This is a genomic window from Paenibacillus agaridevorans (assembly GCF_018604145.1).
Classification (GTDB): domain Bacteria; phylum Bacillota; class Bacilli; order Paenibacillales; family Paenibacillaceae; genus Pristimantibacillus; species Pristimantibacillus agaridevorans.
In genome coordinates, this window is record NZ_CP075889.1 from 3649077 (window position 1) to 3672500 (window position 23424).

Here is a 23424-nt window from a genome sequence, read left to right on the forward strand (position 1 = left end):
TGTCGAGTCAAGCGATAGCTAGGTTTATTATAAACGAATTGGTGGCGTTGGCATAGAAATATTTGCTATAGCACTAAAAGATTTGGCGTTTTCGCTCGAAAAGCGGCGAATCAAAATACGTTATTTGCTCTTTCGATGTTGATTAAGGACGCCTGCAATGACAAAGCCCCAGCCTGCCAACATGGCAACGCCGCCGATTGGCGTTATCATGCCGAGCTTGGAATAACCGGTCAAGGCAAGGACATAAAGACTGACGCCGAAGATCAGCATGCCTGCGAGCAAGAGCCTTGCTCCAATGACTGCCTTCTTGCCTCCGCCCGCAATCTTATCCATTAGAGCAACAAGCATTAAACCGAGCGCTCCGTACATATGGTATTTGACTCCGGTCTCGAATATGTCAATATAGTGCTCCGTTATTTTTCCTTCCAATCCATGCGCGCCAAAAGCGCCTAACGCGATGGCCAGAGCCGCATTGACAGCTCCGATTACAAAATAAGCTGGAAACATTTTGTTTTCATCCCTTCCATTTTCCTGTATAATTTTTGGCATCATTGTCCAAAGGAGAATCCACTAATGACAGACAACAATCAATCTGAGAACAGGCCGTTCGATAATAATCAATATCGGGAACATGACCATTCGCAACCGCACGCGCAGCCATTCGGGTCCCCGTTTCAGCCCTTGGAACCGGACACTGAGATTCATAAACATTCCGGCATCGGCATCGCTTCCTTCGTCCTGGCGCTCGTAGCGGTTCTGCTGGTCGTGATCGCCATTATCATAGCTGTAGTCGGAGCTAGAGGCCTGGCCGAGGATCAGAGTCTGCTTACGGAATTAGAAAACTTCGCAAACCTTTACGGTCCTGGTCAAGAAACCGAACTCGGCAACGCCTTGATGGATTCCGAAATCTTCGGCGAATTCATCGCGACCTTTCTGTTCGCCGGAGTGCTCATGTTGGGATCGCTCGCGCTTGCTTTCGTCGGGCTCATCCTTGGCATCGTCAGTGCGGCATCCAGAAAGCGCAAGAAGACGTTCGGCATCATCGGTCTTGTGCTGAATGGCCTTTTCGTGGTCGGCACCATCGGTTTGTTTATTGCTACAATCGCCCTTGGCATGGGTTCCGTTTAGCAGCGCCGGTTTACTACCCCCGCTTCGTCATATTAGTGACGGAACGGGGGTTTTCTCATTTGAGCAAAAACGATGTTGTGCTGTAACCCTCCTTGGTCTTGTTTACTTCCAGACACGCCGGGAAAGCTTCCTTTAACTCCTGGACATGCGAGATTACGCCGATCATCCGGCCCGCTTTCTGCAGATCGACGAGGGCAGCAATCGCTTTGTGAAGAGACTCCTCGTCGAGGGAGCCGAAACCTTCGTCTATCAGCATCATGTCGATTGAGACGCCGCCTTGGTGGGATTGTATGACATCCGTCATCCCCAGGGCGAGGCATAAGGAAGCATTAAACTTCTCGCCGCCCGACAGCGACTTCACATCCCTGTTCTGGCCGGTGTACGCATCGTATACATCAAGTCCCAGTCCGCTCTGCTTTCCTCTCGTCTCCAGCCTGTCACTGCGTTGCAGCTGGAATTGCCCGCCCGACAGCTCATGCAGCCGCACGTTGGCCATCGCTACGATCTGTTCCAGATATTCGATCAAAATATATCTCTCAAACGACATCTTGAGGCTGTTATCGCCTTTCATCATGCCGTAAATATCCAGGACGCGCTCCAGCTTCTCCTCCATCTCCCCTGCTTGACGAGCGGCACGATCCACGGATGCCGCCAGTCTGGCGGCCTCGGCGGCGAACCGCAAGGAAGACTGCTCCTCGCCGAGCAGCTCTTCGTGTTTCCCGCGCGTTGTCAAAATTGCTCCCTGCAGGTCTTCAGGGGACTGCCACTCGGTGCCGGACAGCTCGGACTCCAGAGCGGCGACCGCCTCCGCGGCGGCGAGCACCGCTGTGCGGTAACGTTCCGTCTCCTGCTTCAGACGTTCCTGCTCCGCTTGAGTACGCACAGCACCCGCGTAATCCTCCGCCGATAGGAAGCCCGCTTTGGCCAGCTCCGAATACAAGCGCTGTCGCGACTCCTTCTCGGACAACTCCGCTTCCGCCGCTTGCTCCGTCGCTTGCTCCGCATGGGCCTTAGCCGCTGCCAGGTTCGCTGCGGCTGCCTGCAGGCGCTGCTGGGCAACCTGCCAGGAGCGATTAAGCTCGGCTAGCAAACTCTGACGCTCCGCCTGCCTTGTCCGCAGCGCATTCTTCTCCCGCCATTGCTCCGGCACACGCTCCAGCTCCTTCGCGTATGCCGTCTCTTTTCCCGCGTTTTCCAGAGCTAGGCTCTGCGTTTCGGCACGAAGCCTGTCCAGCTCCCGCTCCAGCGTCTCCAGCTCCTTGTCGGATTTGGAAATGGCAGAACGAAGCGACTCTAGCCGCCCGGACTTCTCCTTCAGCGCATCCAGCTCTTCCTTGCATGACTTCCAGGCCTGTCTCAGCTCGCCTTGAACCAGTCGTAGCTTTTCGATCCGCTGACCGTTCTGCTCCTCAGGCGGAAGTGGGGGCAGAAGCTCGGCCAGCTCGTCTAATTCCGCTTGCCAGTTGCCGGTAGCCGCGGCTGCCTGCGCTTTGGACGTCATCAGTTCGCGCTGTACGGCCGCAAGAGTCTCCTTCGCCCCTTCAAGCTCCTCCTTCGAAGGCATCTCCTCATGCATCCCCGCCTTTTGGGGATGCGTTACGCTGCCGCAAACCGGACAAGCGTCGCCATCATGCAGATGTTTTGCCAGCAAGCCGGCTTGACCCTCAATCCAGCGCCGCTCCAACTCGGATACTCCCGACTTGGCCGCAGAAAGCGCCCGCTCGCCTTCTCGCTCCAGCTCCATCCAGCGTCCGATCTCGGCACTTAGCTCCAGCAGCCTCTTGACGCCTTTGCCTTGTCGCTCCAGCCCGGCAAGCGCCTCCGCTTTCTCGGGCAGCGCCGCAGCTGCCGCTTCGCATTCCTGCTGCTCCAGAGCCGTACGCTGCCGCGACTGCTTGCTTGCGGCTATAGACTGGGCCGCTGCAGCCAGCTTGCTTTGCGAGTCCATCTCCCGGCGCTTAAGCTCGGCCAATGCTTCTCGTTGCGCGGCTAGAGATTCCACAACGCTCGTCAGCTCCGACAGCCGATGAAGCTCCAGCTCAACCTCTCTGCGTTGCGGCTCCTTATTAGCTTCGGCATCATGGCTTGCAGCAGCTAGCAACTGCTCACTTTCCGCAGCGGCAAGCTGCTCGCTTCTCAGACGCAAGCCTTCGTAACGGAGCTTCAGAAGCTTCGTCGCATTGGCGGCTTGTTCCGCATAGGGAGTCAGCCCGTCCGCTTTAGCGGCAAGCGCAAGCTCCCGTTCCAGCCCCTCGATCTCACCTTGCCTAGCAGCCAAAGTCTGGCGTTGCGTACGCTTAGCCGCTAGCTCCTCGTGCTTCGCATTTAGCGACAGTCGCGCTCGCAGCGAATCCTGCAACGCATCCAGCGCGGATGCCGTCTCTAATTTGCGACGTCCTGCTGCGGCTGCTGTATCCTCATAATGGGCTGCTTCCCCTTGCAAGGCCTCCCTTACCTGTACGGCATTATAGTTTTCCTGCCGAAAGGTGGCCGCCAACGGACTGTCCTCGCGCTGCGGCAATGCTTCCTCCGCCTGACGCATGACGGCGGCGGTCGTCGCCCGGGCATCTTTTAGTCCATCCGACAGCTCTCGGTAACGCGCCTGGAACCGACCCTCCAATCTCTCAAACAGCTCTGTCCGGAATATGCGGCGAAGAATATCCTCTTTATTATCCGTATCGGAAGTAAGCAGCTTGCGGAATTCCCCTTGCGGGAGCATAACAATCTGGCTGAACTGCTCCTTCGTCAAGCCGATAACGGCAAGCAGTCTCGCGTTCACCTCCGTTGTGATGAACCGGTCCACCGCAGGAACCGCCGTCTCCCCCTCGACTACGTATAGCTCCGTCTTCTCGCCGGTCTCGCTTCTGTTGCCGCCCTTGCGATGCTTCATCTGGCGGAATACGCGGTAACATCTGCCCCCGGACTGAAAATCGAGCTCCACCGACGTATGCGTCTCGTCATCCGCGAAGTGACTGCGCAGCATCCGCGGATCGGCACGGTCCTCTCCGCTCGCGGTGCCGTAAATCGCGAAGGTGATGGCATCAAATATCGTCGTCTTGCCCGCTCCGGTATTGCCGGAGATGACAAACAATCTGCGTTCGCCAAGCTCTGCGAAGTCGACTGTCTCTGCATCCCGGTATGGACCGAACGCGGTCATCGTCAGCTTAAGCGGCCTCACGTCAATCCCTCCTCCTCGCGTACAAGCGCTTCGTATTCGGCGGAGAACATGGACCGTTTCTCCGGCGTCAGCTCCTGCCCCTTAACTTCCATATAAAAGTCCGCGAACAATTGCACGGGATCTCTCTCCTTGCGACTGACGGAACCATCCGCCTCCGAAGAAATTCCCGAGGAACCGGCGGCTGTATTCGCCATGGCGATTCTTCGCTCTACATGCATCGCGTTTGGATAGACGGCCCGCACCTTCTCCATGGGGAACAGCACGGGATTGTCGTTCAGCAGCGTCACGTACACGTAATCATCGTTAACGGGATGTTTCTCAAGCTCCTCGATCGACGCCTCGACTCTGCGCATATCTCGCAGCGGCTTCAGCTCTCGCTTCTCTATCGCGGCCTTGCCGGCCTCGTCGAGCTCTACGACCAGATAACCTTTGTTATGACGCTCCTCGGAGATCGAATACTTCAGCGGCGAACCTGCATAACGGATCTTCTCGCTTCTAACGAAGTGTGCCTGATGCAAATGGCCTAAAGCCGTATAGTGAAAGCGGTCGAACAAGCTTGCGCTGACATATTCCGCTCCCCCGATCGCCAGAGGACGCTCGGAATCGCTGGTGTTGTCGGCAGCTTCTCCAAGCGGCGTAACGAAGGCATGTCCCACCAGCACATGTCTGACATCCGGGTTCATACTTTCGGTCAGCCTAGTTGTGATCGCCCGCATGGCGTCGTTATGGCTCCGAATGTCTTCGTCTCCCAGCACATGCCGTACGATTGCGGGATCGGCATACGGAACCAGATGGAAGTGGACCTCGCCGAATTCGTCCCGCAACACGACCGGTTTGGGCTGAGAACGAAGCTGCCCCGTAAGATGCAAGCCGCGCCCTTCCATAAGAGCCGTTCCGAAGCTAAGCCGGTCCGGGCTGTCGTGATTGCCCGCAATGGCTAGCACGGGCACGCCTAGCTCCGCCACGATCGTCTCAAGCACGTCATCCAGCAGCTCGACGGCTTCCGTAGGCGGCACGCCTCGATCGTACAGATCCCCGGCGATAATGACGGCATCCGGCTTATCCCTTCGAATATCCTCAATAAATTGATGAAGCACATATCGCTGATCCTCGGTCATATAGACGCCATGAACCAGCTTGCCTAAGTGCCAGTCCGCCGTATGAAACAATTTCATAGTACCTCCCCCTGCACGGTTTGCCCCGCGCTCCTGCACAAGCTCTTCCTATTATTCTATCACTCGCGGCATCTGCTAGCCATCATGCTCTCAGTCAATACTTTTTGCTAGATTTGGACTAATTTCCTTCACATAACCACCCGCGGACTGAATATATTGAATATTAACCATGTAATCAGCAAGAAGGTGCTCCGACATGAGACCAGCGGAGGCGGAAGGCGGCATGTTATCCGTGAGACGTGGGAAGATTGATCGGGCTCCGTGGGAGTGGCATAATTAACTATAGGACTCAGAGGTGATAAAATGGCTTCGGAACCGCTTTTTATCGTATCGCGGGAGGATTGGTCGCTCCATCGCAAAGGCTACTCGGATCAAGCGAGGCATCAGCAGAAGGTGCAGGAAGCGATTCGCAAAAACCTCCCTGATCTTGTCTCCGACGAAAGCATCGTGTTGTCCGATGGCCGCAAGACCGTCAAAGTCCCCATCAAAAGTCTCGACGAGTCACGTTTCATCTATAACTACAACAAAAAGCAGCACGTCGGACAAGGCGACGGGGATTCGCAGGTTGGCGACGTTCTCGGCGTAGATCCGCAAGCCGCCAAAGGCCCTGGCAAAGGAAAAGACGCCGGGGATCAACCTGGCGAAGATCTCGTCGATACGGAGATCAGCATCGACCAATTGGAGGATATGTTGTTCGAGGAACTCGAGCTGCCGAATCTGGAGCAAAAGCAAAAGGAACAACTGCAGACCAGGGAGATCGTTTTTACCGACATCCGCAAGAAAGGAATTATGTCCAATATCGATAAAAAGCGTACGCTGATGGAGAATCTTCGTCGCAACGCAAATGCGGGCATATCCGGAATCGGCGGCATCTCGCCGGACGACCTCCGTTACAAAACGTGGACGGAAATCATCAAGCCGCAGTCCAACGCCGTCATTCTTGCGCTTATGGACACGTCAGGAAGCATGGGCTCGTTCGAAAAGTATTGCGCGCGCAGCTTTTTCTTCTGGATGACCCGTTTCCTTCGTCGCAAATACGAACATGTCGAAATCATCTACATCGCTCACCATACGGAAGCCAAGGAAGTGTCGGAAGAAGAATTTTTTACTCGCGGCGAAAGCGGCGGCACGATCTGCTCCTCCGCTTACCAGAAAGCCCTTGAAGTCATCGATAGCAGGTTCCCGACCGCAGCGTGGAACATCTATCCTTTCCATTTCTCGGATGGCGACAATTTAACGTCGGACAACGAACGATGCGTCAAGTTGATTTCTCAGCTCATGGGGCGGTGCAATATGTTCGGGTACGGCGAGGTTAATCAATACAATCGGAGCAGCACGTTGATGTCGGCCTATAAGCACATTCAAGATAAGAAGTTTATGTACTCGATCATTAAGGAGAAAGGCGAGGTTTATAAAGCGTTGACTACATTTTTTTCGAAACGAAATATAACAGTATAAAATGAAAATAAGCCGACGTGACCGCAGTGCGATTACATCGGCTTATTTGTTTTCTTTGCCAGTTCCGCTTCCGGATAACTTAATCTCGAATACCGTCCAATACTTGCACGAAACGCGCCGTAATCTCCTTCGGCCGCGTAATAGCGCCTCCAACCACGACGGATGCCGCGCCAAGCTCCAGACACCGACGATACATCTCCGGCGTCATCACATTGCCTTCGGCAATAACCGGCAATTTCACCTTCTTAAGCACCTCCTTCAAGAAAGCGAACTCATTCTCATACAGCTTCGTATGGGAGGTATAAGGCGTATAGCCATGCAGCGTCGTAGAGACGCAGTCGAAGCCGAGCACCTCCGCCGCGATTGCTTCTTCGACGGTCGATATATCTGCCATAAGCCGCACGTCAGGTTTTGTCTTGCGGCAATAAGAAACTAACGACGCTATGGTTCCGGAGCCGGGGCGCTTGCGAAGCGTTGCGTCCATTGCGATCATCTCGCAGCCGCTCTCCATTAGCTCGTCAATTTCTGTACGCGTTGCCGTTATAAACACTTCGCTGCCTTCGTATTCGCGCTTCACGATGCCGATCACAGGAAGCTCCACTTCCTGTTTGATCGCCACAATATCCGCTTTCGAGTTGGCTCGTATGCCCAGCGCCCCGCCTTCCTTCGCCGCAAGCGCCATCTTGCTCATGATATACGAGCTGTGAAGCGGTTCATGCTCCAGGGCTTGACATGATACAACCAAACCGCCTTGAATAACGTCAAGCATGATCGGCCCCTCCTTATTTGGCGTTGTATTCGGCGACAAGCGTCAGAATATCGCTATTTAATACGGACAGAGAGTGATGATTTTCTTCGCGAACAGGGAGCAGCGGCAACCGCGGACCTCCAGTCTCGACGCCGCGGAGCGACAGAATGTGTTTGACGGCGCCGTAGAGCGATGGATAGGATAACAATCTCTTAATGATGGCGTTAATCTTATATTGCAGCTCCTGCGCCTCTGTCACGCGATTGTCCAGATACAGCTCGTTCAGCATGCAGAATAATTCTGGCATAACGCCGTAAGTGCCGCCGATTCCGCCGTCCGCGCCCATAATTCTGCCCGCGAGGAATTGCTCGTCCGGCCCGTTGAACACAAGAAAATCTTCGCCGCCCGCAACCTTGTACTGCTGCAGATCGAAGGTGCTTTCGCCGGACATCTTCACGCCAATAACTTTCGGCTGCGCGGCCAGCTTCTCCAGAAGCTTCGGCGACAGCTGGAAACCGGTAGTCTGCGGAATGTTATAGATGATAAACGGCAAATTGCTGCTGTCGATCAACTGCTGCCAGTGAATCTCGACCGCCGCTTCGGACAACCGATAATAGATCGCCGGCACCGCGGAGATCGCGTCCGCGCCGCAAAGCTCGGCGTGCCTAGACAACTCCATGCTTTCACGCGTCGAGCTTGCTCCTACGTGCACGATGACCTTCAGCTCGCCGCGAATTTCCTCCATAACCGCTTCCAACACGAGCTTTCGCTCCACTGCCGTCTGAAGAATTCCCTCTCCTGAGCTGCCGCCGACATACAAGCCTCTAACTCCGGTGCCGACATAATATCTCGCTAACTTCTTGACTCGCTCTGCGTCAACCTCGCCTTGCTCGTTGTAGGCCGAATACATTGCTATATAGATGCCTTGGAACGTCTCGATATTGCTCATAATCATCTCTCCGTCTCTTCTCTGAAATAAGAATATATCGCACCGTACAGCGCGGCTTTGTTGCCGAGCTTTGCTACCGCCAGCTCCGCTTGGGAGAAGCCGCGAGGCAAGCATTTCAACACTTGAAGCTTAATTTTGTCCAGCAAATAATCTCCTTGCTCCGATACGCCGCCGCCGATCACAATAAGTTTCGGATCGGACACGACGATGATGTCCGCGATGCCTCTGGCGATCTCTTCCGTCCACCTGTCGATCACTGCCAAATAAGGCGGGTTACCCGCTTTCGCCTGCTCGAATAACGTAAACCCGCTGCCGTCGAAATCCGGTAACTCACTGTCAGCAACTTTAAGCAGTGCGGACGTAGACGCTCTCTGCTCGTATGTCGTACCGCTATTCTTGTCATACAGGATGTGGCCAATTTCCCCTGCCCGATGATGAGCACCTGTCACCAGCACCCCGCCGCAGAACAATGCGCCGCCGATGCCCGTGCCAATCGTCATGCCAAAGAAATCATCGACCCCTGCCGCAGCGCCTTGCCACCATTCGCCGACAGCCGCAGCGTTCACATCGTTCGCAATTGTCGTATGAACCCCGAAACGTTCTTCGACGGTTCGCTTCAGATTAGTGCCCTTGTACCCAGGAATCGTGCTTCCAGCAAACAAAATTTCCCCGCTCACCGTGTCTACCACACCCGCTGTGCTGATACCAACTCCCTCCGTGGGACCACAGCGGTCGATCATATCCCGGATAATTCCAATAACCGCTTCCGGGATCACAATATTGGCCGCACCCGCCGGCGTCTTCCGCTTATCGTGATAGAGAAGTTCTCCATTGTCCGCAAAAACGCCATATTTGATTTCGGTGCCTCCTACATCGACGCTAACCCATTGCTTCCCCGGCATATGACACCCCTTATTCCTTTACCGCGCCGATCGAGATGCCGCGCGTAAAATATTGCTGAAACAGCATGAAAATGAGCAGCATCGGAATCGCCGCAACTGTCGCACCCGCCATTTTGTAGGCGAAGTTAGGGTTTAAATCCTGCATGAGCGTCGCAATGCCGACCATAAGCGTCTTAATATCCTTATCCTGACCTATAACCAATTGCCACAGGTAGTCGTTCCAGACCTGCACGAAGTTCAGAATGAACAAGGCGCCGATGCCGGGCTTCACGATCGGCAGCATGATTTGCGTAAACGTTCTCACTTCTCCTGCTCCGTCGATTCTTGCCGCTTCACGCAGCGCGTCTGGTGCGGAGTCAAAAAATCCTTTTAGCAGGAAAACTCCGAATGCGGTAGCTACATTGGGCCAAATCATGCCATGTAAATCGTTAACAAGACCCAAATCCTGCACAATGCGGAACAAAGGTACGATCATGACTTCCTTCGGCACCATTAAGCTGGAAATAAACAGGATGAAGATCACGTTTCTCCCTTTAAAGCGCAGCTTCGAGAATGCATAAGCCGCCATGGAGCTTGTTATGACAAGCAACACAGTGGATAGCCCCGCCACATAGAGACTGTTAAACGTCCAGCGCAGGGCCGGCTGGCTCTCGAACACTTCGATATAATTGGACAACGTAAATGTCTTTGGCCACCAATCCGGGGGCATCTTGACGACGTCCGAGCTGTTTTTCATCGAGCTGGTAAATAGCCAGTACAATGGAAACAGATTCAATAGGGCAAAAAGAGTGACAATGAGATTAGAGACGAAATCATACTTTTCTCTTTGTTTTTTGGACTTCATTTTAGGCTGCAGCATGGCATATCCCTCACTTATCCTTGAACATCGCCCGGAGCTGCGGCACCGAGAGAAGCATCGTAATGATGAACATAATCACTCCAACCGCAGATGCGACACCGAGTTGATTGAACTTAAATGCATTGTTGTAGAGATAATACATCATCGTTACGGATGCGTTGTTCGGACCTCCGCCAGTCAGAAGCTGAATGACAACGAATATTTTCAATACGGCAATGATGTTGACAATCGAAATGTAAATCGTTGTCGGTTTTACTAGCGGAATAAGGATTCGGAAGATAACCTGCAAGCGACTCGCGCCGTCCACTTCCGCTGCTTCGAATAGATCCTTCGGCACGCCGATCATGGACGCGATATATAATATGATGGCCTGGCCAACGTTAGTGGCGAACGTGACAAATATAATGACTGGCAGAACCGTGTTCTTGTTCCCAAGCAAGTTGACGACGCTCAGGTCCATCTCCCGGGCCGCGTAAGAAATGAGGCCGTTGGCCGGACTGAGCAGAAAACTCCATACCATACTCATGACGACCATGGATACCATGACCGGAATATAATAGCTTCCACGGATGAAAGACACGTATTTCGCATTTTTGTCGAATACGGCCGATCCAACGAATAAGGAAAAAATGACAGTCAAAAGTACGATAAAAACGACGAATACAACGGTATTGACAATGGATTTAAAAAATACCGGATCGTTAAACAGCGTTGTGTAGTTATCAAACCCTACAAAAGTTTCCTGTTGATACTGCACCTTATAGAAGCTAAGCCTAATTCCTTCGACGATCGGATAGACGATAAACAGCAGGAACAGCAAAAATTGCGGCAAAATGAACAGATAGCCGGTTATATTTTCTTTCAAGTACGGGTTTCTTAATTTCATGGTTATCCGCTACCTTTCTTTCCGGCACCGTGGCTTCACGGACTGTGAACCGCGGCGCCGGAAATGTATTTTGCTTTTTGCCGAAAGGCAGATCTATTTCGCCAAGCTAGAGCTTTCCTTCGCTTTCGCAATCACTTCGTTCCCATTTTTTTGATAGTTGGCGATAGCCTCGGCAGGCGTTCTTTCGCCGATATACAGTGCTTGCAGCTCTGGGAACAGCACCTGTCTAAGCTGGCTATAGCCCGGAACGTTGCCGGTAAAGGAGAACATAAAGGCCGCGTTTTGATCATAAGCAGCAAAGAACGGGTACTGATCCTTGAACTCGTTTACAACGGAAGTGCGGACCGGCACGCTGTTTTTGGATGATTTCACAAGCTCGGGATCCGTGGAGAAAAACTTGATGAAGTCTTTCGCTACTTCTTCGCGTTTGGCGTCGCCCGTCTTGAATGCGCTTGCGCCGACTACGTAAGTGAACGTAAGCGGGTCTCCGCTCTCGGATGGGATGTTCGCCATTCGAATGTCAAACTTCGGCGCTTTGCCTGACTCCATATCCGCTTTCGCGTTGTTAAACAGAACGGCGTTCGTAAAGCTAACCGCTAGTTGTTGGTTTTGGAACATGGCGTTCGCGTCGTTGGAAGACACGGATTCAGCGCCAGGATTGGTATAGCCGTTGTCATACATCTTTTTCAGCCACTCTGCAGCCTTCACGCCATTTTCGTCATTCAGCATAATGTTGCCGTTGTCGTCAAAGAAGCGATTGCCGAACATTCTCAGGTAGGCCAGATTCCATGTATCGCCTTGAGTGTTTAGCGCATAAAGCGCCATTGGATAAGCATTGGAGTATTTATCCTTGGGCAATTTATTTTTTAAAGCGTCCAATATTTGCTCATACTCCGCAAGCGACCATGTCTTAATTTCGGTTTCGCCGCCAATAAAGCTCTCCAGTCCGGCAGCTTTAAACATTTCGGCATTATAAGCTAATGTTCCCGGATTATGGGCAAAAGGATAGAAATAAACGTCGTCGCCAAACGTTACGTTATCCCAGTAACCTTGCGCAATATCGCTTCGAGCCTCGTCATCGACAATGTCCGTGAGCGGAAGCAACGCGCCGCGATGTGCGTAATCTCCCATGGCGAACACACTTTCAAAGAATACGTCGGGAGGCGTTCCGCCGCTTAAGTTGACGTTAAGCAGCTCGTCCCGCTGATCGCCGGCAATGACTTCCACGTTAACTTTGGCATCGTATTTGTCATACTGAGCTGAGAATTTCTCGGCTGCATTTTTGAAGAAGCTATCGTAATCCGCTCCCTCCTCCATTGCATCAAGGACGCCTTTCCATTGCGGAGTTAGCCAGACGGATATTTCTACAGATTCTTTTGAGCTGCCATCGGCGCCGCCATTACCTGAGGTTCCGGAGTTTTTATTGCTGCCGATATTGCCGGAGCAACCAGTTACAAGAGCAAGGATAAGAACGAATACGAAACTGACTTGCCATACATGTTTTTTTAGCATGTGAAGTAAAGCCCCCTTAGACGTTTTATTATGTGTCTTGCCGTCTTGCAATTACAACGCTTACAATTGCAACAAATCATGGCGAATCTTCATAACAACCTTGCGGATCGTCGACGCCGCCGACTCTGAAAGCCCCGGACGATGCAAGTCTTCTGGATAGTCATAACCTGCGCGTACATCTCGTCTCCCTGAATTGGGTATTTGCCGTCCTCCAGCTTATCAAAATCAGTCTCTGCCAAATAATCAAGCGCTTTCAATAAGAGCGGATGGACGAAATGTCGTTCGTCAGGCCAATGCTTGAGCGAACCTGTAATCATGAGAATGCTCACCCCCCAATTATTTGAAAGACTTCTCCATTAATGAGAAGGCTTCTGTGCCTTATTATAGACTCGCGATAATGTGGGGGACAGGAACTCCTTTTCGCATTTTCTTCACAATTTTTATCCCTTCATCAAAATGTTCACAACATTAAGATTTATTTTATGAAAACGTTCACATTCTTTCGATATGACTCGATTTGCTCCCATATAACGCTCTATATTTTTGCGGGCTGACTCCTTTGATTTTTTTGAATATACGCCCAAAATAGTTCGTGTTCTCATAGCCTACCTTCTCGGAGATAATATAGCTCGGCCAATCCGTCTCGATCAGAAACGACGATGCCTTCTGTATTCGAAGAACGTTCAGCCAATCGGTAAAGGTTGAGCCAGTCTCTTTTTTGAACAGCGTACTCAAATAAGCTTCGCTCATATTAATCATTCCGGCAGCGGTTCGAAGTGACAAGCTTTCCGCATAATGTTCTTCCATATAACCCAGCAGCTTCTTAATATCAGCGCGTAAAGCTTCCTTCGATAAAGAGCTGTCCTCTCTTTCCATTGCGCTCTTTTTAAGCTCGGCTATTTGCTCAACCACCTCTTGCCAGTGATAAATCGGACCGTTCGTGTATCCGCTTAATGTAATGCCGAGCAGACTCCGCGACGCATACGCAAGATGGTCGATACGGGACTTCAGCTTGACCCGATCTCCGTCTTGCAATGACAAAATAGCCGCTAATCCGACCTTATCCGTCTGAACCGGTCCGGCGTGCAGAATACCTTGAAGCTCGGCTTCAACCAAATGCTTGATGAGCTGAGCAATGGAATGCTTCGGAACGCCCTCACGGATTCCTCTGACATACAACAGCAATATATAGCTATTTTCTGGCAGAGGATCCACCGCTTCGGGGAAACTTTCCGCCTTGGTCGACATCGCCAATTGGAGAAGTCGGTTCCCAGAATTTTGCTCTATATCCCCCGCAGCTCCTGACTTCTCCTTCTCTATATGGTTTTCTTGATTCCGTTGTACTTTGACGCTTGCTTCAACCAGCAATTTCAGCAACTCCGAAGGTTTGAGCGACGTCTTAAGTAAATAATCCTCCACGCCAAGCTTCATAGCCTTGCGCACATAATCGAATTCGTTATGACTGCTAAGCACGATGATCAGCGTGCTCGGATAACGTTCCTTCACCTTCTCGATCAATTCAAGTCCGTTCATATTCGGCATGACGATATCGGTAAGCAAAATGTCAGGAGGTCCGTCCGCCACCATCAGTTCCAGCGCTTTAGAACCATCCGACGCGTACCCCATAAATTCAAAGCCGTGCTCCTCCCATTGAATGAGCGACTTCACTCCGAGACGAACCAGCATCTCGTCGTCCACAAGCATCACTTTATATATCATTGCTCGTTCCCCTCTCTGCTTTCCTCGCAGGCAATGTAATCGTAATCGTTGTCCCCATTTCCGGATTGCTCGATATCGAAAGTCCGTAATCGTTACCGTATTGCATTCGAATCCGATCATGCACGTTTTTCAAGCCGATTCGCTTAGGCGGCGGGTCTTCTGAGCCCAACGACAACCGCTTCTCGAGCTCCTTCATTCGTTCAGGGACAATGCCAGGACCATTGTCAGACACGGTCAAGATGAACCTATCTTTTTCCCGAACCCCCTTAATAACGATCAGCCCCGGTTTATCGATCTGCTCAATTCCATAAATGAGGCTGTTCTCAATGACAGGCTGCAGCATAATGCGGATAACCTCCTGGTCCATGAGATCATTAGAAATTTCAATTTTTAATGATAGCTTGTCATGATATTTCATCTTCATGAGCCCAACATAATTTTCGATATAATCGATTTCTTCCCTTAACGGAATCAGGCTTCCCCCCCTGCCGATGCTTCCCTCCAGTATACCGCCCAAGTTGGATAGCATGTCTCCGACATCGCCGTTTCCCCGTATATATGCCATCCACTTAATATTGTTCAGCGTGTTTAGTATAAAATGAGGGTTAATCTGGGCTTGCAGCGCCCGAAATCTCATCTCTTCCTTCTGCTTGTATTCGTCCTTGACACGAGTCAGAAGACCGCGAATTTCTTTGACCATCTTGTTGTAGGTCTCGATTAGCGACGCGATTTCATTGGGTCCGGCAACGGCGATAGCCGAATAGAACTGCATGGCTTCGAGCTCCAGCATCCTCTTTTTGAGCAGCTTGAGAGGTTTTGTAATATTGTAGGAAATCGACAAGGTAATGATTGTAAACAAAATAAATATAACCAGGATGATTTCGATATTGGCTCGTCGAATATCGAAAATCTCTTTAAACACGGTGTCGTAGGATACAACTTGAACAATCTTCCAGCCGTTAAGCGAAATGGTATTGTGATTGACGATCCATTTGCCGCTTTCCATCTCCAGTATGGTCTGCCCGTCATACGCCGACATCACTCGCCGGGTATCGATTTCCTTGGGCAGAGGTTTCCCAATCATTTCCCTGGAAGGGCTTGAAACGACTACTCCTTCCCCGTTCACGAGGTAAACGCTGCCCTCAAGTCCGGTCAGATAAGTCCAAATATCCTCTTCCTTAACACTAAAAGCGATCATCCCGATATTTTTTGAGGTTTGCAGATCAGTAATCGTTCTAGCGAGTGTAATAATCGGTTCGCGGTCCGAGTACAGCATGTCTTGGTCATTAAACATCCAACGATGCTGATACGGCTCCTCGAGCATATGCCGATACCATTCAGATGCTGTGTATTCCTCATATAAATGCGGAAAGATATAACTTGTACTCAGCCAATTTCCTTTTAAATCGAAAACCGTCACGTATGAATTGGTGAAATACGAGCTGAACGGCCGATGCAGCACTTCATTGTTCAACCTCAGTTTCTCGTAATCGGTTAACGCATCCGGATTTTTGAGCAACTCGATCATCTCGGGGGCGACCGTGATTTCGACGGAGGACTTAAGGATATCTTCCAGAAACAGCCGAATGTTAAGATTGACTAAGAATAGCGCATCCTGAGCCGAACGTCCGATTTTGCGTTCGATGACCCTCTCCAACGGTTTGTCCATCAAATAGAAAGTGAGCAACACAGGGATGATCAGAAACAAGATTATGAAGAAAAAAATTCGATTATGTATGGAGTTCCACCGTCTCAATGCATTATTGATCGTCTGCATACCGTCCCTCTTCCCGTACTTGCTCCTGCCGCGTATCATTTTATTTTCTCCTTAAAGTCCGATTTGTATGAGGCTAAAAGCCTCCCAGAATCATGCCACGCTATTGGCCAGGGAGCCATTATGCTGATGCTAAATAAAAAAGTCGACTTAACCGTTATCTATTTAGTCTGTACTGCCTTATCTTACGACAGGGGCAATATGATATACTTTGCACAATACATCGATTAATTCATATGATCATACAGGTTGTTGCACATATTTGGACTTTATTTCCGCTTCGCCGAGCGTCGCATGACAGAGCCAGCAACCCGAATGCAAACTGATATACGAAGGCACGGTCAACGTTATTTCAATAAGGTATCCCCATGAAAGCCCTCTCATGCTTCAGCTTCCGAAGTAAAACATCAATATTGGCGGTGTAAAAATGACATCCTTTCTTCAATTGAATACAATCTTCCTCAGTATGGTCATGGAGGCCATTCCATTCGTGCTGGTCGGCGTGCTGATCTCCGGACTTATCCAATCGTTCATTACCGAACGCTGGATTGCCCGTATCATGCCGAAGAATCGTATCCTTTCGTCTTTGTTCGGTTGCAGCGTCGGCATCCTCTTCCCTTCCTGCGAATGCGGCATTGTGCCGATCACGCGCCGGCTGCTTGGAAAAGGTGTACCTCTCAATGCTGGCATTGCCTTTATGTTAACGGGGCCGGTCGTTAATCCCATCGTATTGTTCTCGACTTACGTAGCCTTCGGCAATGATTGGCGGGTCGTCGCGATTCGGGCCGGGATGGCATTTGCCGTCGCGTTGTTCACCTCCGTCACCATCTCTCTGATCTTCCCTGCGTTGCCTTTGCGTCATGCCATACAGGAGATGGCGGCCGCGTCCACGCCACTGTCTGAAGTGCCTTCTAGAGCGACTATGCCGCTTCATCGCAAGCTCGGCTCCGTTCTGACCCATTCCGTCGAGGAATTTTTCTCCGTAGGCAAATATTTGGTGCTTGGCGCATTCATCGCGGCTAGCATGCAAACATTCATCCCGACTTCGTCGCTGCTTCATATCGGCAGCAATCCCGTTATGGCATCGCTTGTTATGATGGGACTAGCCTTTACGATGTCGTTATGCTCGGAAGCCGATGCCTTTATCGCCTCTTCGTTCCGCAGCAGCTTCTCGTTAGGTTCGATCTCTGCCTTCCTTGTGTTCGGCCCTATGATCGATATCAAAAATACGCTTATGCTGCTCGGCACCTTCAAGTCCAAATTCGTCATCGTGCTTATCGCCCTCGTCAGCGTCAGCACCTTGACTGGATCCATAATCGTGGGGAGGTTGATTGGATGATTCGTTTCTTCATCCTGCTTGGCTTTGCGTTAATGTTCTCGATCATTCACCAGAACGGCCAACTGAATATGTACATCAATACCAAATACGCTTATTTGTCCATCAGCGCCATCGTGCTCCTGCTTTTACTGGCAGCCGTGGAGTTTGTCCGCGTATATCGTCTTGACAAGGACAAAGAGACGAGACAAGCTTGCGAGAGCGCTAACAACCATACGCACCATCATGAACACCATGACCAAGAAAAGGGCCTTCATCGCCATCATCATGATCAAGCTCACCAACACGATCATGACGACCATTACGGCCTCGATCACTCGCATGAACCAACTGTAAGATGGAAGCGAGTTGTCGGCTACCTTATCCTGTTCGTCCCGATCTGCACAGGCATCTTCCTGCCCGTACAGACGCTGGATTCCAGCTTCGTCAAGGCCAAGGGGTTCTCGTTCCCGACGCCTCAAGAGATCGATGCCGGATCGCCCGGCGAGCACCAGTTCCTGAAGCCGGATTCCAGCGTCTTCTATGGCAAAGAAGGGTATGATCGGCTTAAGAACAAGGAGCTTGCCGAATTTGTCGGGCAGTCGGAAATCCAGCTTGATGATAGCAATTATATGAAAGGGATGGAGGTCATCTACAACTTCCCTGCGAATTTATGGGCGACCGTCTTTCTTTCACCGGATTTACCTACAAAGGAGAGCAAGCAGATGGAGAACATTACTTCCTTTTTCGATTCGGTTTCATTCATTGCGTGGCAGATTCCGGCGTATTCGGCATGCTGGTGGAGTTCCCCAAAGGCGCTTTCTTCAACGATGACGAATGGGTAAAGGTAACCGGCAAGCTGTCCTCCCAATATTATCAGCCCTTTAAACAAACGATCCCCGTGCTGCGTGTCGAATCGTGGGAGTCTATTCCGCAGCCAAGCGATCCGTACGTCTATCGTAATTATTAAAAAGAGCATTCCAGGCCAGTAAGCTTGGAATGCTCTTTTTATTCAACTCATTCCGTTGGCAAGAACTCATTAATTGGTGCGGGATTAAGCCCTGTTTGGCCATCAAGCCCCTTAAATTCGTAACCTTGCCTCCTGGCCTCGTCAATTATGTTGCCAAGAGCCTCGGCATTATCCTTCGACACGGAATGCAACAATAGGATGGCGCCGGGATGAAGCTGTTTGGTTACCTGCTCGAACGCGTACGCTCCCCCGCGCTGCGCATTGACATCCCAATCCTTGTAGGCGATCGACCAGAATACGCTCGTGTAACCATGACGTTTGCTGACGGCGAGTACATGATCGTTAAAGATGCCTCTCGGCGGTCTAAGAAAGGTCATGCTTTGCTGGCCAGTGAGTCCTTCAACCTGTTCCTTCACTTTCGCCAGCTCGGAGGCGATCTGACTCTCCGATAACTGCGTCATATCCGGATGGCTCCAGGAATGATTGCCGATAAGATGCCCATCCGCAGCCATACGTTTAAGCAGTTCCGGCTGATCCTTTACAAAATGCCCCGTTACAAAAAATAACGCGGGCACGTTTTTTTGCTTGAGCACGTCTAATATTCGAGGCGTATAACCGTTCTCGTAACCGTTATCGAAGGTTAGAAACAACTCCTTCTTTGTCGTGTCCCCGAGGAAAAGCGCGCCGTTTTTTGATAAAACCGGCTTAAATCCCTCCTCATCAATCGACGGCAGCGAGCCGTTAACGCTTTTTTTGAAACCGAAGTGATACGCGCCCGGCGATGCGTCAATCCTATTCCCGCCGACTGGCCAAACCGCCAGCCCCAGTCCTAATACGATAAAGACCGTCTGAACTATCCATTTAGTCAATGCGAATGCACACTCCTCTCTGTAACGATTTTCTGACAGCATTCTCTGTAAATAGCTTCCCCCGGACAGGGCATTCTGATTACAACAAAAAAATACTGACGCCGTTATGCAGCGTCAGTATTCGTTATAAGTTCATTTAATTTTTTCGTAAATGGTCGGGATGACACGATTTGAACATGCGACCCCCTGGTCCCAAACCAGGTGCTCTACCAAGCTGAGCTACATCCCGTGAAACGAATGGAGCGGAAGACGGGAATCGAACCCGCGACCCTCGCCTTGGCAAGGCGATGCTCTACCGCTGAGCCACTTCCGCAAAAAGCTGGTGCCGTCGAGAGGACTTGAACCCCCAACCTACTGATTACAAGTCAGTTGCTCTACCAGTTGAGCTACAACGGCACAATATGGTGACCCGTAGGGGATTCGAACCCCTGTTACCTCCGTGAAAGGGAGGTGTCTTAACCCCTTGACCAACGGGCCATACAAATTATGTAGCAAAAGCTACGGAGAAGGAGGGATTCGAACCCTCGCACCACTTACGCAGTCTAACCCCTTAGCAGAGGGTCCCCTTGAGCCACTTGGGTACTTCTCCAGGAAATGGCTCCCCGAACAGGACTCGAACCTGTGACAACTCGATTAACAGTCGAGTGCTCTACCAACTGAGCTATCAGGGAATATGTTTCAATGTTTGCACATTGAAAACTGGATACGAAAGTTTAGCTGAATCTTTAGCTTGCTTACCGGTTGTATGACCAAATAAGCGATTAGGATAAGCCCTCGACCGATTAGTATTCGTCAGCTCCACACATTGCTGTGCTTCCACCCCGAACCTATCAACCTCGTCGTCTTCAAGGGGTCTTACATACTGGGAAATCTCATCTTGAGGGGGGCTTCACGCTTAGATGCTTTCAGCGCTTATCCCGTCCGTACTTGGCTACCCAGCGGTGCTCCTGGCGGAACAACTGGTACACCAGCGGTACGTCCATCCCGGTCCTCTCGTACTAAGGACAGCTCCTCTCAAATTTCCTACGCCCGCGACAGATAGGGACCGAACTGTCTCACGACGTTCTGAACCCAGCTCGCGTACCGCTTTAATGGGCGAACAGCCCAACCCTTGGGACCTACTTCAGCCCCAGGATGCGATGAGCCGACATCGAGGTGCCAAACCTCCCCGTCGATGTGGACTCTTGGGGGAGATAAGCCTGTTATCCCCAGGGTAGCTTTTATCCGTTGAGCGATGGCCCTTCCATTCGGTACCACCGGATCACTAAGCCCGACTTTCGTCCCTGCTCGACTTGTAGGTCTCGCAGTCAAGCTCCCTTATGCCTTTGCACTCTTCGAATGATTTCCAACCATTCTGAGGGAACCTTTGGGCGCCTCCGTTACATTTTAGGAGGCGACCGCCCCAGTCAAACTGCCCGCCTGACACGGTCCCCGTACCGGATTCACGGTACCAGGTTAGAACTCCGATACGATCAGGGTGGTATCCCAACGGCGCCTCCACCGAAGCTGGCGCTCCGGCTTCAAAGGCTCCCACCTATCCTGTACAGATCGTACCAAAGTCCAATATCAAGCTGCAGTAAAGCTCCATGGGGTCTTTCCGTCTTGTCGCGGGTAACCTGCATCTTCACAGGTATTAAAATTTCACCGGATCTCTCGTTGAGACAGCGCCCAATTCGTTACGCCATTCGTGCGGGTCAGAATTTACCTGACAAGGAATTTCGCTACCTTAGGACCGTTATAGTTACGGCCGCCGTTTACTGGGGCTTCGGTTCACAGCTTCGGGTTGCCCCTAACCGCTCCCCTTAACCTTCCAGCACCGGGCAGGCGTCAGCCCGTATACTTCGCCTTACGGCTTCGCACAGACCTGTGTTTTTGCTAAACAGTCGATTGGGCCTTTTCACTGCGGCCCCCTCGGGCTATTCACCCTACCGAGGCACCCCTTCTCCCGAAGTTACGGGGTCATTTTGCCGAGTTCCTTAACGAGAGTTCTTCCGCGCGCCTTAGCATGCTCTGCTCGCCTACCTGTGTCGGTTTGCGGTACGGGCACCATCACCTGGCTAGAGGCTTTTCTTGACAGCCGGAGTACATGACCTTCGCTACTGCAATTTTCGCTCCCCATCACAGCCCAGCCTAACGACTTGCGGATTTGCCTACAAGTCAGCCTCACTGCTTGGACGGGCTATTCCATCAGCCCGCGTCACTGCCCTTCTGTGTCACCCCATTGCTCATAACGGCTTACGGTGGTACAGGAATTTCAACCTGTTGTCCTTCCACTACGCCTTTCGGCCTCGCGTTAGGTCCCGACTTACCCTGAGTGGACGAGCCTTCCTCAGGAACCCTTAGGCTTTCGGCGGACAAGATTCTCACTTGTCTTTTCGTTACTCATACCGGCATTCTCACTTGAATACAGTCCACCAGTCCTCACGGTCCAACTTCAATCCGTATTCAACGCTCCCCTACCCAATGCAGCAAGCTGCAATGTCATAGCTTCGGTGGTGTGTTTAGCCCCGTTACATTTTCGGCGCAGAGTCACTCGACCAGTGAGCTATTACGCACTCTTTAAATGGTGGCTGCTTCTAAGCCAACATCCTGGTTGTCTGTGCAACTCCACATCCTTTCCCACTTAACACACACTTGGGGACCTTAGCTGATGATCTGGGCTGTTTCCCTCTTGACAATGGATCTTAGCACTCACTGTCTGACTCCCGGTAAGCATGTCAATGGCATTCGGAGTTTGACTAGACTTGGTAACCCTTGGCGGGCCCCGCACCCAATCAGTGCTCTACCTCCACGACACTCATAACCGAGGCTAGCCCTAAAGCTATTTCGGGGAGAACCAGCTATCTCCGAGTTCGATTGGAATTTCTCCGCTACCCCCACCTCATCCCCGCACTTTTCAACGTGCGTGGGTTCGGGCCTCCAGTGCGTGTTACCGCACCTTCACCCTGGACAGGGGTAGATCACACGGTTTCGGGTCTACGACCACGTACTCAAATCGCCCTATTCAGACTCGCTTTCGCTGCGGCTCCGGCTTTCCACCTTAACCTTGCACGTAATCGTAACTCGCCGGTTCATTCTACAAAAGGCACGCCATCACCCATTGATCGGGCTCTGACTTCTTGTAAGCGCACGGTTTCAGGTTCTTTTTCACTCCGCTCCCGCGGTGCTTTTCACCTTTCCCTCACGGTACTGCTTCACTATCGGTCACCAGGGAGTATTTAGCCTTGGCAGATGGTCCTGCCGGATTCCGACGGGGTTTCACGTGTCCCGCCGTACTCAGGATACACCTCGGAGAGAATGGACTTTTGGGTACAGGGCTTTTACCTGCTATGGCGGGCCTTTCCAGACCTCTTCGCCTAACCCATTCCTTTGTAACTCCATGTGAGATGTCCTACAACCCCAAGGAGCAAGCTCCTTGGTTTGGGCTAATCCGCGTTCGCTCGCCGCTACTGACGGAATCACTTTTGTTTTCTCTTCCTCGGGGTACTTAGATGTTTCAGTTCCCCCGGTATGCCTCTTCTTGAGCTATGTATTCACTCAAGAGTAACTGGACATTACTCCAGCTGGGTTTCCCCATTCGGAAATCCCCGGATCAAAGCCTGCTTACGGCTCCCCGAGGCGGTATCGTTGTTCGCCACGTCCTTCTTCGGCTCCTGGTGCCTAGGCATCCTCCGTGCGCTCTTACTAGCTTAACCTAGTATTTGCTGCGATCGCTTCTCCGAATTGCTTCGGAAAATACGGCCGCTTTTAATCCAGCTAAAGGATGTTTCAGCAGAAGATTTTCATCTTCTTTTTACTTTCGTTATCCAGTTTTCAAGGTGCAAGTCCCATCTCGTTCGACAGGAATTTCATCTTATCACAGCCAATCGACAATATCAACCATCAGTTCCTGGTAATTTTATCGATTTTCCGCAAAAAAATACGGTGCTTTCGCACCTGCTCGGCGTTGACTATTCATTACCGGATGAATCATGACTTAAGG

General features: G+C 51.4%; 17 protein-coding genes, 6 tRNA genes, 1 rRNA gene and 1 pseudogene. 5 read left to right on the forward strand and 20 right to left on the reverse strand.

Annotated elements, in window-relative coordinates; genetic code table 11:
* Positions 1–120: 120 nt before the first annotated feature.
* Positions 121–507 (reverse strand): DUF423 domain-containing protein, encoded by a 387-nt coding sequence (locus tag KJW29_RS15440; protein ID WP_087571511.1) that lies wholly within the window; start codon positions 505–507, stop codon positions 121–123.
* 66 nt (positions 508–573) lie between these two features.
* Between KJW29_RS15440 and KJW29_RS15445 the strand changes: the two genes are divergently transcribed.
* Complete coding sequence (locus tag KJW29_RS15445) at positions 574–1128, forward strand: hypothetical protein (protein ID WP_214630457.1); 555 nt, start codon at positions 574–576, stop codon at positions 1126–1128.
* A 55-nt stretch (positions 1129–1183) separates the two neighbouring features.
* Here the strand turns inward: KJW29_RS15445 and KJW29_RS15450 are convergent, their stop codons facing one another.
* Positions 1184–4306, reverse strand: a complete 3123-nt coding sequence (locus KJW29_RS15450; RefSeq protein WP_214630458.1) for an AAA family ATPase — start codon at positions 4304–4306, stop codon at positions 1184–1186.
* A complete protein-coding gene (locus tag KJW29_RS15455) occupies positions 4303–5481 on the reverse strand; it encodes an exonuclease SbcCD subunit D (RefSeq protein WP_214630459.1) in 1179 nt (392 codons plus the stop codon). Before KJW29_RS15455 ends, KJW29_RS15450 begins: the two co-directional genes overlap by 4 nt.
* A 303-nt stretch (positions 5482–5784) precedes the next feature.
* Here KJW29_RS15455 and yhbH point away from each other — a divergent pair, with 303 nt between their 5' ends.
* Positions 5785–6939: a sporulation protein YhbH gene (gene yhbH, locus KJW29_RS15460; RefSeq protein WP_214630460.1), complete on the forward strand. Its 1155-nt coding sequence runs from the start codon at positions 5785–5787 to the stop codon at positions 6937–6939.
* Positions 6940–7018: 79 nt separating this feature from the next.
* Here the strand turns inward: yhbH and KJW29_RS15465 are convergent, their stop codons facing one another.
* The 9 genes from KJW29_RS15465 to KJW29_RS15505 form a co-directional block, all read right to left on the reverse strand.
* A complete protein-coding gene (locus KJW29_RS15465; protein WP_214630461.1) occupies positions 7019–7708 on the reverse strand; it encodes an N-acetylmannosamine-6-phosphate 2-epimerase in 690 nt (229 codons plus the stop codon).
* 13 nt (positions 7709–7721) lie between these two features.
* Complete coding sequence (locus KJW29_RS15470; RefSeq protein WP_246608732.1) at positions 7722–8636, reverse strand: dihydrodipicolinate synthase family protein; 915 nt, start codon at positions 8634–8636, stop codon at positions 7722–7724.
* A 2-nt stretch (positions 8637–8638) separates the two neighbouring features.
* On the reverse strand, positions 8639–9538 hold the full coding sequence (locus KJW29_RS15475; protein WP_214630463.1) for an ROK family protein: 900 nt from the start codon (positions 9536–9538) through the stop codon (positions 8639–8641).
* A 10-nt stretch (positions 9539–9548) separates the two neighbouring features.
* Complete coding sequence (locus tag KJW29_RS15480; RefSeq protein WP_214630464.1) at positions 9549–10397, reverse strand: carbohydrate ABC transporter permease; 849 nt, start codon at positions 10395–10397, stop codon at positions 9549–9551.
* 10 nt (positions 10398–10407) lie between these two features.
* Complete coding sequence (locus tag KJW29_RS15485; protein ID WP_214630465.1) at positions 10408–11283, reverse strand: carbohydrate ABC transporter permease; 876 nt, start codon at positions 11281–11283, stop codon at positions 10408–10410.
* 93 nt (positions 11284–11376) lie between these two features.
* A complete protein-coding gene (locus KJW29_RS15490) occupies positions 11377–12795 on the reverse strand; it encodes an ABC transporter substrate-binding protein (RefSeq protein ID WP_214630466.1) in 1419 nt (472 codons plus the stop codon).
* A gap of 89 nt (positions 12796–12884) precedes the next feature.
* Complete coding sequence (locus KJW29_RS15495; RefSeq protein ID WP_214630467.1) at positions 12885–13112, reverse strand: YhcH/YjgK/YiaL family protein; 228 nt, start codon at positions 13110–13112, stop codon at positions 12885–12887.
* A 175-nt stretch (positions 13113–13287) separates the two neighbouring features.
* Complete coding sequence (locus KJW29_RS15500) at positions 13288–14514, reverse strand: response regulator transcription factor (RefSeq protein WP_214630468.1); 1227 nt, start codon at positions 14512–14514, stop codon at positions 13288–13290.
* Positions 14504–16330, reverse strand: coding sequence for a sensor histidine kinase (locus KJW29_RS15505; protein ID WP_246608733.1), 1827 nt, complete (start codon positions 16328–16330; stop codon positions 14504–14506). The genes KJW29_RS15500 and KJW29_RS15505 overlap by 11 nt, the downstream gene beginning before the upstream one ends.
* A 385-nt stretch (positions 16331–16715) precedes the next feature.
* Here KJW29_RS15505 and KJW29_RS15510 point away from each other — a divergent pair, with 385 nt between their 5' ends.
* From KJW29_RS15510 to KJW29_RS36130, 3 genes and pseudogenes are all read left to right on the forward strand, one after another.
* Positions 16716–17627: a permease gene (locus KJW29_RS15510; protein ID WP_214630469.1), complete on the forward strand. Its 912-nt coding sequence runs from the start codon at positions 16716–16718 to the stop codon at positions 17625–17627.
* Between the two features lie 32 nt (positions 17628–17659).
* A pseudogene (locus tag KJW29_RS36655) lies at positions 17660–18007 on the forward strand (DUF1980 domain-containing protein); the annotation flags it as partial.
* A 269-nt stretch (positions 18008–18276) separates the two neighbouring features.
* Positions 18277–18573: a TIGR03943 family putative permease subunit gene (locus KJW29_RS36130; RefSeq protein WP_246608734.1), complete on the forward strand. Its 297-nt coding sequence runs from the start codon at positions 18277–18279 to the stop codon at positions 18571–18573.
* A gap of 47 nt (positions 18574–18620) precedes the next feature.
* Here the strand turns inward: KJW29_RS36130 and pdaA are convergent, their stop codons facing one another.
* From pdaA to KJW29_RS15555, 8 genes are all read right to left on the reverse strand, one after another.
* Positions 18621–19484, reverse strand: coding sequence for a delta-lactam-biosynthetic de-N-acetylase (pdaA, locus tag KJW29_RS15520; protein WP_214630470.1), 864 nt, complete (start codon positions 19482–19484; stop codon positions 18621–18623).
* Positions 19485–19594: 110 nt separating this feature from the next.
* Positions 19595–19671 (reverse strand) — tRNA-Pro (locus KJW29_RS15525).
* A 9-nt stretch (positions 19672–19680) separates the two neighbouring features.
* Positions 19681–19755, reverse strand: a tRNA-Gly gene (locus KJW29_RS15530).
* Between the two features lie 7 nt (positions 19756–19762).
* A tRNA-Thr gene (locus KJW29_RS15535) sits at positions 19763–19838 on the reverse strand.
* Positions 19839–19844: 6 nt separating this feature from the next.
* Positions 19845–19919, reverse strand: a tRNA-Glu gene (locus KJW29_RS15540).
* A 24-nt stretch (positions 19920–19943) separates the two neighbouring features.
* Positions 19944–20031 (reverse strand) — tRNA-Ser (locus tag KJW29_RS15545).
* Positions 20032–20037: 6 nt separating this feature from the next.
* Positions 20038–20113: transfer RNA gene (locus KJW29_RS15550), tRNA-Asn, on the reverse strand.
* Between the two features lie 91 nt (positions 20114–20204).
* Positions 20205–23137: ribosomal RNA gene (locus KJW29_RS15555) — 23S ribosomal RNA — on the reverse strand.
* Positions 23138–23424 lie beyond the last annotated feature (287 nt).

Coding starts and splice junctions, on each gene's coding strand:
- KJW29_RS15440 (WP_087571511.1), bottom strand. CDS start 507: ATGTTTCCAGCTTATTTTGTAATCGGAGCTGTCAATGCGGCTCTGGCC.
- KJW29_RS15445 (WP_214630457.1), top strand. CDS start 574: ATGACAGACAACAATCAATCTGAGAACAGGCCGTTCGATAATAATCAA.
- KJW29_RS15455 (WP_214630459.1), bottom strand. CDS start 5,481: ATGAAATTGTTTCATACGGCGGACTGGCACTTAGGCAAGCTGGTTCAT.
- yhbH (WP_214630460.1), top strand. CDS start 5,785: ATGGCTTCGGAACCGCTTTTTATCGTATCGCGGGAGGATTGGTCGCTC.
- KJW29_RS15465 (WP_214630461.1), bottom strand. CDS start 7,708: ATGCTTGACGTTATTCAAGGCGGTTTGGTTGTATCATGTCAAGCCCTG.
- KJW29_RS15470 (WP_246608732.1), bottom strand. CDS start 8,636: ATGAGCAATATCGAGACGTTCCAAGGCATCTATATAGCAATGTATTCG.
- KJW29_RS15475 (WP_214630463.1), bottom strand. CDS start 9,538: ATGCCGGGGAAGCAATGGGTTAGCGTCGATGTAGGAGGCACCGAAATC.
- KJW29_RS15480 (WP_214630464.1), bottom strand. CDS start 10,397: ATGCTGCAGCCTAAAATGAAGTCCAAAAAACAAAGAGAAAAGTATGAT.
- KJW29_RS15485 (WP_214630465.1), bottom strand. CDS start 11,283: ATGAAATTAAGAAACCCGTACTTGAAAGAAAATATAACCGGCTATCTG.
- KJW29_RS15490 (WP_214630466.1), bottom strand. CDS start 12,795: ATGCTAAAAAAACATGTATGGCAAGTCAGTTTCGTATTCGTTCTTATC.
- KJW29_RS15495 (WP_214630467.1), bottom strand. CDS start 13,112: ATGATTACAGGTTCGCTCAAGCATTGGCCTGACGAACGACATTTCGTC.
- KJW29_RS15500 (WP_214630468.1), bottom strand. CDS start 14,514: ATGATATATAAAGTGATGCTTGTGGACGACGAGATGCTGGTTCGTCTC.
- KJW29_RS15505 (WP_246608733.1), bottom strand. CDS start 16,330: ATGATACGCGGCAGGAGCAAGTACGGGAAGAGGGACGGTATGCAGACG.
- KJW29_RS15510 (WP_214630469.1), top strand. CDS start 16,716: ATGACATCCTTTCTTCAATTGAATACAATCTTCCTCAGTATGGTCATG.
- KJW29_RS36130 (WP_246608734.1), top strand. CDS start 18,277: ATGGGCGACCGTCTTTCTTTCACCGGATTTACCTACAAAGGAGAGCAA.
- pdaA (WP_214630470.1), bottom strand. CDS start 19,484: ATGCTGTCAGAAAATCGTTACAGAGAGGAGTGTGCATTCGCATTGACT.